Here is a 14,455-nt window from a genome sequence, read left to right on the forward strand (position 1 = left end):
GAACGAGCCGGACCCCATGGATTTCATCGAATTCGTCGTCGACCAACTCAAGCTCGGGCGGCTCTCGCGCGAGGACGTGCTGGACCTGATCCGGCAGTTCTCCACGCGTCCGGCCGGCGCGTCGCCGCGGCTGCATCCGCTGCTGCACCGCAATGCTTCGGATCTGCACCGGCAGTGCTACGGCAGCTCGTTCGACGGCAGCGAGCCGTTCCTGGCCGATCATCAGGTCGTCGCCGACGGCGTCGCCGCCAAGGTGCTGCCCGGCGTGGCCTACCTGGAGATGGCGCGCGCCGCGGTCGCCGATGCGCTGCCGGAGCTGGAAGGCGCGCAGCGCGTGCGTCTGCGCGATGTGGTCTGGCTCAAGCCGATCGAAGTGGCGCAGCGCCGCGACGTGTTCGTGGTGCTGTGGGCGGGCGAAGGCGAGGGCGAACAGGGCGCGCTGGCCGGCTTCGAGATCATCAGCGTCGCCGACGGCGACGGCGACGACGGCGCGGCGCAGGAAACCGTGCATTGCCGCGGCGAGGCCTGCCTGGCCGACGACGCGCCGCAGGCGCTCGATCTGGCGGCGCTGCGCGCGCGCATGGCCGGCGGCCGGCTCGATGCCGCAGCGATCTATCCGGCGTACCGCCGCATGGGCATGGCCTTCGGGCCGGCTCACCAAGCGGTCGCGCAGGTGCTGCAAGGCGAGCGCGAACTGCTCGCGACCCTGGTCCTGCCCGAGAGCGTGCGCGCGAGCCTGTCCGACTATCGCCTGCACCCGAGTCTGCTCGACGGCGCCTTGCAGGCGGCGATCGGTCTGCTCGGCGATCTGGACGAGTTGCCGCAGCGTCCGTCGCTGCCGTTCGCGCTGGATTCGCTGACGGTGTGGGCGCCGTGCGCGGCGCGCATGCAGGCCTGGATCCGTCCTTCGCAGGGCAGCGCCGCGGGCGATAAAGTCAGCCGCCTGGACATCGACCTGTGCGACGAAGACGGGCGGTTGTGCGCGCAGTTGCGCGGCTTCGCCTCGCGCACCTTCCACGGCGCGGTGGGCGCGAGCGCACCCGCGGGCGAAATGGTGGTGGCGACGCCGGTGTGGCGGGCCAGCGCGCTGCCGGCGCAGGCGGCCGCGTTCGCGGGCGAACATCAGGTGTGGTCGTGCGGGCTCGACGAGGCGGCCGTGCAGGCGCTGCAAGCGCAGTTGCCGACGGCGGTGTGCCGGGCCTTGCCGATGGACGCGGACGACGCGGCGACGGACTACGCGGCATGCGCACAGGCCGTTCTGGAACGGCTCAAGTCGATGCTCGCCGGTCTGGCCGGCAAGCAGGCGTTCGTCCATCTGGTGCTGGCCGACTCCGAGGCCGCGCGCATGCAGGCCGGCCTGTCTGGCCTGCTCAAGTCCGCCGCGCTGGAGCACCCGGGACTGCATGCGCAGGTGCTGTGGCTTGCGCACGAAGCGTCCGCGCAAGCGTTGTCGGCGCAACTGAGCGCGGAAGTCCGCGCCAACCCCGAGCCGAACGTGCGTTACCGCGACGGCGTGCGCGAAGCCTTGGCCTGGGAAGAATTGGCCGCCAGCGCGGCCGCGCCGCAGGCGTTCCGCGACAACGGCGTCTACCTCATCAGCGGCGGCCTCGGCGGCCTCGGCGGCCTGTTCGCGCGCGAGATCCTCGCCCAGACCGCGCAGGCGCGGGTGGTGCTGTCGGGCCGCGCCGAAGCCTCGTCCGAGATCGACGGCCGGCTGGATGCGCTGGCGGACGATGCCGCGGCGCGCGCGCGGCTGTCGTACCTGCGCCTGGATCTCGCCGACGCCGCGCACGTCGAGGCCGGCATCGCTGCGATCCTCGCCGCGCACGGCCGCCTCGACGGCATCGTGCACAGCGCCGGCCTGGTCCGCGACGGCCTGATCGCGCACAAGCGCAGCGAAGATCTCGCCGAGGTGCTGGCGCCGAAGGTCGCCGGCAGCGTGCATCTGGACCGCGCCAGCCGCGCGCTGGACCTGGATTTCTTCGCCCTGTTCTCGTCCGGCGCGGCGGCGATCGGCAACGTCGGGCAAGGCGACTACGCCGCCGCCAACGGTTTCCTCGACCGCTACGCCGCGCACCGGCAGGCCTTGGTCGCGGTCGGGCAGCGCCGCGGCCGCAGCCTGGCGATCGACTGGCCGCTGTGGCGCGACGGCGGCATGCGCATGCCGGCGGCCGCGCAGGCGGCGATGCAGGCCGGCACCGGCATGCGGCCGATGGCGACCGCCAACGGCATGGCCGCGTTCCAGCGCAGCCTCGCCGGCGGCGCGGCGCAGACGCTGGTGATCGAAGGCGAGCCGGCCAGGATCCGCGCCGCCGTGTTCGGCGCCGATGCGCAGGACGACGCCGAGGTTGCGGACGAGCCGTCCGCCGCCGTTGCGGTCGTCGCGCCCGCCGCTGCGGACGCGCCCGCCGACCGCGCCGCGCGCCTCGCCGATTTCCTGCGCAAGCAGTTCGCCGAGCACTTCAAGCTGCCGTACCGCAAGATCGACCCGCGCGCGCCGTTCGACAAGTACGGCATGGACTCGATCCTGGCGATGGACCTGACCCGGCAGCTGGAAAAGAGCTTCGGCGCCTTGTCGAAGACGCTGTTCTTCGAACATCAGACCCTGCAGGAACTGACCGAGCACCTGCTCGTCGCGCATGCGGCAACCGTCGCCAAGCTGTTCGCAGAGTCCGCACCGTCGCCCGCGCCGCCCGTCGCCGTCGCGGTCCAAGCGCGTACCGCCGTTCCCGCCGCGCGCTCGCGCGGCCCGCGTTCGCCTTCGCCTTCGCTGCCGGCGCGCGCACGCGCCCAAACCGGCGGCGCGCAGGCGCCGACCGCCGAACCCATCGCCATCGTCGGCCTCAGCGGCCGCTACCCGCAGTCGCCCGACCTCGACGCGTTCTGGCGCAACCTCAGCGGCGGCGTGGACTGCGTCACCGAGGTCCCGCCCGAGCGCTGGGACTGGCGCGAGTACTACAGCGCCGACCGCAGCGTCGACGGCGCGCACTACAGCAAGTGGGGCGGCTTCATCGAAGGCGTGGACGAGTTCGATCCGCTGTTCTTCAACATCCCGCCGGTCGACGCCGAGTTCATCGACCCGCAGGAACGCCTGTTCCTGCAACACGCGTGGATGGCGGTCGAGGACGCCGGCTACACCCGCGCCGCGCTGCAGATTCCGTCCGACACCGGCCTGCCCGGCGAAGTCGGCGTCTACGTCGGCGTGATGTACGGCGAGTACCAGCTGTTCGGCGCCGAAGCCAGCCTGCAAGGGCCGCGCGTCGGCGTGCCGGTCAGCTACGCCAGCATCGCCAACCGGGTCTCGTACCTGCTGAACCTGCACGGCCCGAGCATGACCCTGGACAGCATGTGCTCGTCCTCGCTGACCGCGATCCATCTGGCCTGCCAGGATCTGCGCTCCGGCCGCACCGCGCTGGCCATCGCCGGCGGCGTCAACGTCAGCATCCACCCGAACAAGTACCTGATCCTCAGCGCCGGCCAGTACATTTCCGGCGACGGCCATTGCCAGAGCTTCGGCGAAGGCGGCGACGGCTATATTCCGGGCGAGGGCGTCGGTGCGGTGGTGCTCAAGCGCCTGTCCGAAGCGCAGCGCGACGGCAATCCGATCTACGGTCTGCTGCGCGGCAGCGCGCTGAACCACGGCGGCCGCACCCACGGCTATTCGGTGCCCAACCCCAAGGCCCAGGCCAGCGTGATCCGCCGCGCCCTGCGCGAATGCGGCACCGATGCGCGCCACGTCAGCTATGTGGAAGCGCACGGCACCGGCACCAAGCTCGGCGACCCGATCGAGATCGCGGCGCTGACCGACGTGTTCCGCCAGTACACCCAGGACCGGCAGTACTGCGCGATCGGTTCGGCCAAGTCGAACATCGGCCACTGCGAATCGGCGGCCGGCATCGCCGGGCTGACCAAGGTGCTGCTGCAGATGAAGCACGCGCAGATCGCGCCGTCGCTGCATTCGGCGGCGTTGAACCCGCATATCGATTTCGCCTCGTCGCCGTTCGAGGTCAACCAGCGCCTGCGGCCGTGGGACGCGCCGACGCTCGACGGGCGGCGGCTGCCGCGCATCGCCGGCATTTCCTCGTTCGGCGCGGGCGGCTCCAATGCGCACCTGATCGTCGAGGAATACCTCGCGCCGGCGCAGACCGAGCCCGCGCCGCACGCAACCTGCGTGGTGCCGCTGTCGGCGCGCACAGTGCGGCAGCTGCGGCAGAAGGTCGCCGACCTGGCGGCGGTCGTCGAACGCGCGATCGACGCGGACGCGGCGCCGCTGGATCTGGCCGCGCTCGCCTACACCTGCCAGCTCGGCCGCGAGCCGATGGACGCGCGGGTCGCGTTCCTGGCCGATTCGCCGGCGGCGCTGGCGGCGAAGCTCGGCGCTTATCTGCGCGACGAGACGGGCATCGAAGATTGCTACAGCGGCCCGGCCGAAGCCGGGCTCGACAGTCTCGGCGCGCTGGCCGACGACGAGGAAATGCAGGCCACGGTCGAGCGCTGGATCGCGCGCGGCGCGCTCGCGCGGGTCGCCGAGCTGTGGGCGCGCGGGCTGGCGGTGGACTGGAGCAAGCTGCACGGCGGGCGCGCGCCGCGGCTGATGTCGCTGCCGGCGTATCCGTTCGCTCGCGACCGCTACTGGATCGCCCAGCCGGACCGCAGCCGCGGCCAGGCTGCGACGCGGCTGCATCCGCTGCTGCACGCCAACACCTCGGATATCTACCAGCAGCGTTACGCCAGCCGCTTCGACGGCAGCGAGTTCTTCCTCGCCGATCACCGCATCGACAGCGGCGACGGCGTCCGCCGCAAGCTGCTGCCGGCCGCCGCGTACCTGGAAATGCTGCGCGCCGCGGCCGAACTGGCGGTGCCCGCCGAGGCCGCGCCGCGCAAGCTGAGCGTGCACGATCTGATCTGGGAACGGCCGCTGATCGTGGACGGCGCGAACGCAGTGTCGACGTCGCTGCAGGTCGGCGACGACGGCGCCATCGAGATGGAAATCGCCAGCGACGCTGCGGACGGCGCTGAGGACGAGCCCGTCGTGCATTGCCGCGCCCGCGCGCAGTGGGCGCCGGCGCAGGCGGTCGAGGCGCTGCACCTCGCCGAGCTGCGGGCGCGCATGGGCGGCGGCCGGCTCGAGCCGGCGCATATCTACGCCGCGTTCGAAGGCATGGGCATCCACTACGGCGGCAGCTTCCGCGGCATCGCCGCGATCGCGCGCGGCGAAGCGGAATTGTTGGCCGAACTGCACGTTCCCGCGGCCGGACAAGGCGGCTATGCGCTGCATCCGGCGCTGCTGGACTGCGCGCTGCAAGCCTGCGTCGGCCTGCTCGGCGATCCCGCCGCGCTCGCTGCGCCGGCGGTGCCGTTCGCGCTGGACGCCGCGGAGATCCACGGCGCCTGCGCGGCGCGCATGTTCGCCTGGGTGCGCCGCGGCGAAGGCGAGGGGATCGACATCGATCTGTGCGACGGCGCCGGCGCGGTCTGCCTGCGCCTGCGCGGCCTGATGCTGCGCGAGCTGCGCGGCGACGAGCGCAACGGCGCGTTGATCGCGCAGCCGGTCTGGGAAGCCGCGGCGGCCGATGCCGCGGCGGATGCGGCGCCGGGCGAGACCTGGGTGACCTTGTGCAATCCCGACTCGATCGCGCCGGCGCAACTGGCTGCGGCGATGCCGGCGGCGCGGATCGCGGCCTGGAACTTGCCGACCGGCAACGGCGAACCGGCCGCGCTGGCCGACCGCTATCGCGCGGCCGCGCTGGCCTGCTTCGCGCAGGCGCAGGAACTTTCTGCGCGGGCGGGCGGCGAGCCCGTCGACTGCCAGTGGGTGGTCGCGCACGATGGCGACGATGCGATCCTCGCGGGCCTCGCGGGCCTGCTCGACACGCTGCGGCAGGAACAGCCGCAGGTGCGCGCGCAGCTGCTGCTGACCGAGCCCGGGCTCGACGCCGAAACGCTGGCCGCGCAACTGCGCGCTGCGCGCGGCCTCGGCGATACGCTGCTCAAGGTCGAAGCCGGCCGTCTGCTGGCGCGCGCCTGGAACAGCGCGGCGCTGACGCAGGCCGCGTCGCCGGAGTCGCCGTTCAAGGACGAGGGCGTGTACCTGATCAGCGGCGGCCTCGGCGGGCTCGGCAAACTGTTCGCGCGCGAAATCCTCGCCGCGACCGCCGCCGCGACCGTCGTGCTGACCGGCCGCGCCGAAGCCGGCGCCGCGCAACACTCCGAATTGCAGGGCTTGAGCGAAGCCTGGGCGATCGCGCCGCAGCGCCTCGCGTACCGCCGGCTGGATCTGGCGGACCGCGCCGCCGCGACCGCCGCGGTCGCGGCCATCGCCGTCGAATTCGGCGGCTTGAACGGCGTGATCCACAGCGCCGGCATGCTCGACGACGGCCTGATCCGCAGCAAGAGCGCCGAGCGCTTCGCGCGCGTGCTCGAACCCAAGGTCGCCGGCAGCGTCCATCTCGATCTGGCCACCGCTGGGCACGAGCTCGATTTCTTCGTCCTGTGTTCCTCGCTGGCCGGTGCGCTCGGCAATGCCGGCCAGGCCGACTATGCGGCGGCCAACGCGTTCATGGACCGCTACGCCGCGCAGCGCAACGCGTGGGCGCGCGCGGGACTGCGCCGCGGCCATAGCCTGTCGGTCGGCTGGCCGCTGTGGCGTGACGGCGGCATGCACATGGACGAACAGGCGCTGGCCGCGCTGACCCGCGCCTCGGGCATGACCGCGATGGGCACCGACACCGGCCTGCGCGCGTTGGCGCAGCTGCTGTCGCTGCGCGCCGATCATGCGCTGGTGCTGGAAGGCGAGACCGCGCGTCTTCGCCGTTCGCTGCAGCGCCGCGCGGCCGCGCCTGCGGCGCCGCTCGAAGCGCCCGCGCCAGCGCCGGCCGGCGCCGACGGCGAACGGCTGCTGGCGGCTGCGCAGCGCTGGGTCGCCGGCGAATTCGCCAGCCTGCTCAAGCTGCCGGCGCACGAAGTCGACCCCAAGGCGCCGCTGGAGAAGTACGGCATCGACTCGGTGCTGACGATGAAGCTGACCCAGCAGCTGGAGCGCAGCTTCGGCCCGCTGTCGAAGACGCTGCTGTTCGAATACCAGACCGTCGCGAGCCTGGCCGCCTACCTGGCCGGCGCCTTCGCCGCGGCGATGCGCGAAAAGACCGGCCTCGGCGCCGCCGCCCCGGCGCCCGCTGCGGCGATGGCGCCGGTGGCCGCCGCGCCCGCGCGCAGCCGCGTCGCCGCACGCATGCAGCGCGCCGGCGCGTTCGCGCGCGAAGCCGGCGAGGACGACATCGCCATCGTCGGCGTCGCCGGCCGCTATCCGCAGGCCGCCGACCTGGAGCAGTTCTGGGACAACCTGCGCAGCGGCCGCGACAGCGTCACCGAGGTGCCGGCCGAGCGCTGGGACCACGCGCGCCTGTTCGACCCGCAGCGCAACCGCGCCGGCAAGACCTACAGCAAGTGGGGCGGCTTCCTCGACGGCGTCGACCGCTTCGATCCCTTGTTCTTCAGCATCTCGCCGCGCGAAGCGGAACTGATGGATCCGCAGGAGCGGCTGTTCATCGAGACCGTGTGGGAGACCCTGGAAGACGCGGGTTACGCCAAGGACGGACTGGCGCAGCGCCGCGTCGGCGTCTACGTCGGCGCGATGTGGGGCCAGTACGAGCTGTACGGCGTCGGCGCCGAACACGCCGGCGTGCCGAGCTCCTCGTTCGCCTCGATCGCCAACCGGGTGTCGTATTTCTTCGATTTCCACGGCCCCAGCCTGGCCCTGGATACGATGTGCTCGTCCTCGCTGACCGCGATCCACCTGGCCTGCGAGGACTTGCGCAAGGGCACGGTCGAGGCCGCCATCGCCGGCGGCGTCAATCTGTCCCTGCATCCGAGCAAGTACCTGAGCCTGAGCCAGGGCAACTTCGCCTCCAGCGACGGCCGCTGCCGCAGCTTCGGCGCCGACGGCGACGGCTACGTGCCGGGCGAGGGCGTCGGCGCGGTGCTGCTCAAGCCGCTGCGCCGCGCGCTCGCCGACGGCGACCGCATCCATGCGACGATCAAGGCCAGCGCGATCAATCACGGCGGCAAGACCAACGGCTACACCGTGCCCAATCCGGTCGCGCAGGGGCAGTTGATCCGCGAAACCCTGCAGCGCGGCGGCATCGACGCGGCCAGCATCGGCTACATCGAAACCCACGGCACCGGCACCTCGCTCGGCGATCCGATCGAGATCGCCGGTTTGAGCCGCGCGTTCGCCGGCGACGGCGGCGCGCCGGGCTCGTGTCCGATCGGTTCGGTCAAGTCCAATATCGGCCACCTTGAAGCGGCCGCCGGCATCGCCGCGGTCAGCAAGGTGCTGCTGCAGTTCCGCCACGGCGAGCTGGCGCCGTCGCTGCATGCGCAACCGCGCAACCCGCATATCGACTTCGACGCCACCCCGTTCCGGGTGCAGACCGAGCTGCAGGCCTGGGCGCGCCGCGGCGACGCCGCGCACCGCGCCTGCGTGAGCTCGTTCGGCGCCGGCGGCTCCAACGCGCATCTGGTGCTGGAAGAATTCCGCGAGCGCCGCATCGAGGCCGCGCCGCGGCCGGAGCTGTTCCTGCTCTCGGCCAAGAGCCGCGAGGCCTTGCGCACCTATGCGGCGAAGACGGTTGCGGAACTGGAGCGCAGCGACGCGGCCTGGGCCGATATCGCCTTCACTTCGCAGGTCGGCCGCACGCCGATGAGCGAGCGGCTGGCGGTCGTCGCCGGCGATCTCGCCGGCCTGCGCCAGCGCCTGCGCGACTGGCTCGATGCCGACGGCGCCGCCGCCGGCGCCGATATCCAGCAGGGCAGCACCCGCGACGCGGCGGCGGGCGCGGCGGCGTTGATCGAAGGCGAGGCCGGTGCGGCGTTCCTGCAACTGGTGCTGGAACGGCGCGATCTGGAGCGCCTGGCCAAGCTGTGGATCGCCGGGGTCGAGATCGACTGGGCGCAGTTGCATCGCGGCGCGCAGGTACGGCGCGTGCGGCTGCCGACGTATCCGTTCTCGCGCGAACGCTACTGGATCCGCGCGGCGGCGCCGATCGACGCGGTCGCGACGCAGCCCGCCGCGGCGGCGCCGCAGCCGGCCGCATCGCAGCCGGCCGCGCCGGCGCAACGGCTGCATTACCGCAGCGCATGGCGCGCCGCACCGATGCCGTCGGCGCAAGCCGACGCGCCCATCGCCGGTCCGCTGTTGCTGCTCGACGCGGGCGAGGCGCTGTCCGCCGAGTTGGGCGGGCGCTGCGACGGCGAAACGATCGCGGTCGAGTTCGGCGCCGGGTTCGCCGAATCCAGCCGCAACCGCTTCACAGTCGATCCGTCCTGCGATGCCGACTTCGACCGCTTGGCCGAGGCGCTGGAAGCCGCCGGCGCCTTGCCGCGTGCGCTGGTGCATCGCGTCGCCGGCGACGGCGCCACCGAGGCGCAGCTCGAGCGCGGCGTGTTCGCCCTGCATGCGCTGTGCCGCGCGCTGATGCGGCGCAAGCCCGGTCACGCCCTGCGCATCGTCGCGCTGCGCGCCGGCGCCGAAGCGGCGCCGGCGCATCTGGCGCTGGGCGCGTACCTCGGCAGCCTCGCGCTGGAACACGCCAAGTTCTCCGGCAAGACGCTCGCGCTCGGCGCCGATGCCGGCGACGCCGAAATCGCCGCGCGCGTTGGCGCCGAACTGACCGAGCCGGAATGGCGCGGCGCCGACGTGCGCTACACCGCGGCCGGACGCGAAATCCGCCGGATCGAGCGCCACGCCGCGCAGGCGGCGACGGCTTCGATGAGCAAGCAGGACGGCGTCTATCTGATTACCGGCGGCCTCGGCGGCCTCGGCTATCTGTTCGCCGAGCACCTGGCCCGCAGCTGCCGCGCGCGCCTGGCGCTGAGCGGCCGCTCGCCGCTCGACGCGGCGCTGGAACAGCGCCTGCAGCGACTGCGCGCGCACGGCGGCGAAGCGATCTACGTGCAGGCCGACGTCGCCGACCCGGCCCAGGCCGAAGCGCTCGCCGCCGCCGCGCGGTCGCGGTTCGGCCGCATCGACGGGGTGATCCACAGCGCCGGCGTGCACCGCGACGCGTTCGCGCTGAACAAGGACCGCGCGGCGATGCGCGAGGTGTTCGCGGCCAAGATCCACGGCAGCGAGAACCTCGACCGCGCGACCCGCGCCGACGCGCTCGATGCGTTCGTGCTGTTCTCGTCGGTGGCCGGCATCGCCGGCAACGCCGGGCAGTGCGATTACGCCTACGCCAACCGCTTCCTCGACGGTTTCGCCGAACAGCGCCAGGCGCTGGCGGCGGCGGGCGAACGCAGCGGCCGCAGCGTGTCGATCGCCTGGCCGTTCTGGCAGGACGGCGGCATGCGCATGGCCGAGGCCGATCTGGCGCTGTTGCGCGCGCGCGCCGGCATCCAGCCGCTGCCGACCGAGGCCGGGCTGCGCTATTGGGACGAGTTCCTGGCCACCGACCTGAGCCATGCCGTCGCGATGTACGGCGCGGCACCGCTGATCGACGCGCACTTGATGCCGTCGGCCGCGGCCCGGCCGGCCGCTGCGTCGCCTGCGCCCGCCATCGACGGCGCGGATCTGCGTGAAGCCTCCGAGCAGTACCTCAAGGGCTTGCTCAGCGAGGAGATCCGCCTGCCGGTGGAGCGCATCGACGCGCAGGAGCGGTTCGAAGCCTACGGCGTGGATTCGATGATGATCGGCCGCCTCAATCTGGCGCTGGAGCGCGATCTCGGCGAGCTGCCGAAGACGCTGTTCTACCAGTACGCGAGCATCGAGGAGCTGGCCGCGTACCTGCGCCAGGACGCCGCGGCCGCGCTGGGCCGGTTGCTGATGCCGGCCGCCGCCGCGGCGCCCGCGCAATCCGCAGCGCCCGCCGCGGCGCCGGCGCCTGCGATAACGATGCCCGCACCGGCATTCGCGAACGCCGCCGCGGACGAACGCATCGCGATCATCGGCCTGCACGGCCAGTTCCCCGGATCGCCGGACCTCGACGCGTTCTGGGATCGGCTCAGCCAAGGCCGCGACCTGCTCGGCGAGGTCCCGGCCGAACGCTGGGACGCGCAGGCCTGGTTCGACGCCGATCCGGACAAGGCCCGCGACGGCAAGATCTATTGCAAACGCGGCGGCTTCCTCGACGACTTCGACAAGTTCGACGCCGCGTTCTTCGGCATCGCCGCCGAAGACGCGCGCAGCATCGATCCGCAGGAGCGCCTGTTCCTGCAATCGGCATGGTCGGCGCTGGAAGACGCCGGCTACACCCGCGAGCGGATCAAGCGCCGGTTCCCGAAGGCGCGCAGCGCAGACGTGGGCGTGTTCGCCGGCGTGACCACCAACTCCTACCACCTGCTCGCACCGGAGCAGGCGCTGCGCGGCAACAGCGTGGCGCCGGCGGCGATGCCGTGGTCGATCGCCAACCGGGTCTCGTACTTCTTCGACCTGCAAGGCCCGAGCCTGCCGGTCGACACCGCCTGCTCGTCGTCGCTGGTGGCGCTGCACCAGGCCTGCGAAAGCCTGCGCCGCGGCGAATGCCAGTTGGCCATCGCCGGCGGCGTCAACCTCTACCTGCACCCGTCCAAATACCAGTCGCTGTGCCGCCGGCGCATGCTCGCCACCGGCGAAGCCTGCCGCAGCTACGGCGCCGGCGACGACGGCTTCATCCCCAGCGAAGCGGTCGGCAGCGCGGTGCTCAAGCCGCTGAGCCGCGCGATCGCCGACGACGACCGCATCCTCGGCGTGATCGCCGCCAGCGCCTGCGAACACGGCGGCCGCGCCAACGGTTACGCGGCGCCGAACCCGAACTCGCAGGCGGCGCTGATCGCGCAGACCCTGCGCAAGGCGGGCCTGCGCGCGGATGCTATCGGCTATGTCGAAGGCCACGGCACCGGCACCCAGCTCGGCGACAGCCTCGAAGTCGCGGCGCTGAGCCAGGCGTTCCAGGCCGACGGCGTGGGCGTCCAGTCGTGCGCGCTCGGCTCGGTCAAGTCCAACCTCGGCCATTCCGAATCGGCCGCCGGCATCACCGGCGTGGCCAAGGTGCTGTTGCAGTTCCGCCACCGCCGGATCGCGCCGAGCCTGCATGCGCGCGAGGCCAATCCGAACATCGATTTCGCCGCGACGCCGTTCCGCGTGCAGCACGAACTCGGCGACTGGAGCGCGGCCGACGGACAGCCGCGCCGGGCCCTGATCAATTCGTTCGGCGCGGGCGGCGTCAACGCCTGTCTGGTGCTGGAGGAGTATCAGGCGCCGCTGGCGGCGGTCGCCGATGCGCGGCCGCGGCTGTTCCTGCTGTCGGCCAGGGACGATTCGCGCCTGCGCGAGAGCGCGGCGCGGCTGCATAAGCGCATCGCCGGCGACAGCGCGATCGATCCGGCTGCGCTGGCCTACACCTTGCAGACCGGTCGGGAAGCGATGGAGTCGCGTCTGGCCATCGTCGCCGCCGACGCGGATGGCTTGTTGCGCGAACTCGAACTGTACGCCCGCGGCGAAGCCTCGGCCGCGGCCCTGCGCGGCCGCGTCGAAGCGCACCAGCGCCAGCGCTCGCTGAAGCCGGAGCAGCGCGAGCGCCTGTTGGCCGCGCGAGCGCAAGACGACTGGGCGGCGCTGGCGCAGGCCTGGATCGAAGGGCAGGCGCTGGACTGGGACGAACTGCAGGACCCGCAGCCGCCGCGTCCGCTGTCGTTGCCCGCGTATCCGTTCGCGCGCGAACGCCATTGGGTCGCCGACGATGCGCCCGCTTCGCCGGTCGTCGCGCAAGCCGCCCAGGCGCAGCCGGCCGCGCTGCATCCCTTGGTCGCGACCAACGCGTCCACGCTCAAGGAAGTCTGCTTCGCCTCGTGGCTGTCGGGCGAGGCCTACTACGCCCGCGACCACCGCGTCGACGGCGCGATGTTCTTCCCGGGCGCGGGCATGCTCGAAATCGCCTGCGTCGCCGGCAGCCTCGCCGGCGAGCACAGCGTAATCGCGCTGGAGGACGTGGTCTGGAACCAGCCGCTGCGGCTCGCGCCGGGTCGGCGCCTGGTCAAGACCTTGCTCAAGGCCGGCCAGGACGGCGCCGATTACCTGATCGTGTCGCTGGACGAAGACAACGAGCGGGTCGTGCACAGCGAAGGCCGGATCGGCTACGGCCATCCGCGCGCGCACGGGCGTTCGGCGCCGGCGCCGGTCGCGCTCGCGCCGCTGGTCGCGGGCGCGCGCCGCACGCTGCAAGGCGCCGACTGCTACCGCGAACTCGAACGCGCCGGTTTCCAGTACGGCCCGAGCTTCCGCACCATCCGCCAGCTGCACATCGGCGACGGCTATGCGCTGTCGGCGCTGAAGCTCGACGACGCGCTGCTCGGCGAATTCGATCAGTACCTGCTGCATCCCAGCCTGATCGACGGCGCCTTGCAGACCGTGCTCGGCGTGGTCGGCGACGGCGAGGCCGCGGCGCCGCACCTGCCGTTCGCGCTCGGCAGCCTGCGCCGCCTGCGTCCGCTGACGCCGTCGTGCTACGCGCTGGCGCGGCCGTCGGCGACGGCCGCCGGCGGTCCGGCGGACGTCAAGCAGTTCGACATCCAGTTGCTCAGCGAGTCGGGCGAAGTGCTGGCGGCGTTGAACAAGTTCTACGTGCGCGCCTTGCGCGGCGCCGCGGCCGATGCCGACGGCAGTGCCGGGCGCGTGGCGGTGGCCGAATGACCGCGGGACAGGCCGCCGGAAAGATTCCGCCGCCGCCGTTCGCGTCGGCCGCATCCGCCGTCGCCCAGCCGGAAGTCGTCGTGCTGCACGTCGCCCGCGGCTTCATGAAGAACAACAACTACCTGGTGATCGACCCGGCGACGCGCCAGGCGGTGCTGGTCGACCCGGCCTGGGAAATCGAGGTCGTCGAAGCCGCGCTGGCCGAACACCGCGCGCAACTGCGCGGCATCCTGCTGACCCACGCGCATTTCGACCACATCGATCTGGCCCGGCCGCTGTCGCAGAAGTACGCCTGCCCGGTGTGGATGTCGTGGCGCGAGATCGCCGCGTCGGGCTTCCAGGCCGAACGTTTGATCGGCATCGACGAGACGCCGTGGTCGCTGGGGCGGCTGACGATCGAGCCGATCTCCACGCCGGGCCATACCCCGGGCTGCGTGTGCTACCTGATCGGCGATCACCTGTTCTGCGGCGACGTTCTGTTCGCCGAAGGCTGCGGCATCTGCAAGGACGTCGACGCCGCGCACGCGATGTACGACAGCCTGTGCCTGCTCAAGCGGCGCCTGTCCGCGCACACCCGCATCTATCCCGGCCACACCTATGTGCGGCCGCCGGGCCGCAGTTTCGCCGAAGTGCTCGGCTGCAACCTGTACCTGCAGTTCCGCGATCGCGACAGCTTCGCCGCTTACCGCCTGCGCAAGGGCCAGAGCGAACGCAAGCTGTTGGATTTCAAATGACCCATCCGGCCGCGCCGGCCCGCGCCGTCGCCGCCGCTCCTTGAACGTGAGAGGT

The 14,455-nt window shown here is 72.3% G+C and carries 2 protein-coding genes; both read left to right on the plus strand.

Annotated features, from left to right (window positions below):
- The first annotated feature begins 16 nt into the window (after positions 1–16).
- Positions 17–13,666, plus strand: coding sequence for an SDR family NAD(P)-dependent oxidoreductase (locus JHW38_RS02605; protein ID WP_207524480.1), 13,650 nt, complete (start codon positions 17–19; stop codon positions 13,664–13,666).
- On the plus strand, positions 13,663–14,400 hold the full coding sequence (locus JHW38_RS02610) for an MBL fold metallo-hydrolase (protein WP_207524481.1): 738 nt from the start codon (positions 13,663–13,665) through the stop codon (positions 14,398–14,400). The genes JHW38_RS02605 and JHW38_RS02610 overlap by 4 nt, the downstream gene beginning before the upstream one ends.
- Positions 14,401–14,455 lie beyond the last annotated feature (55 nt).

The sequence above is a fragment of the Lysobacter enzymogenes genome (assembly GCF_017355525.1).
In the GTDB taxonomy this organism is placed as follows: domain Bacteria; phylum Pseudomonadota; class Gammaproteobacteria; order Xanthomonadales; family Xanthomonadaceae; genus Lysobacter; species Lysobacter enzymogenes_C.

What these genes read in the sequence shown, in the direction of transcription:
- JHW38_RS02605 (WP_207524480.1), top strand. Translation starts at nt 17, where the DNA reads ATGGATTTCATCGAATTCGTCGTCGACCAACTCAAGCTCGGGCGGCTC.
- JHW38_RS02610 (WP_207524481.1), top strand. Translation starts at nt 13,663, where the DNA reads ATGACCGCGGGACAGGCCGCCGGAAAGATTCCGCCGCCGCCGTTCGCG.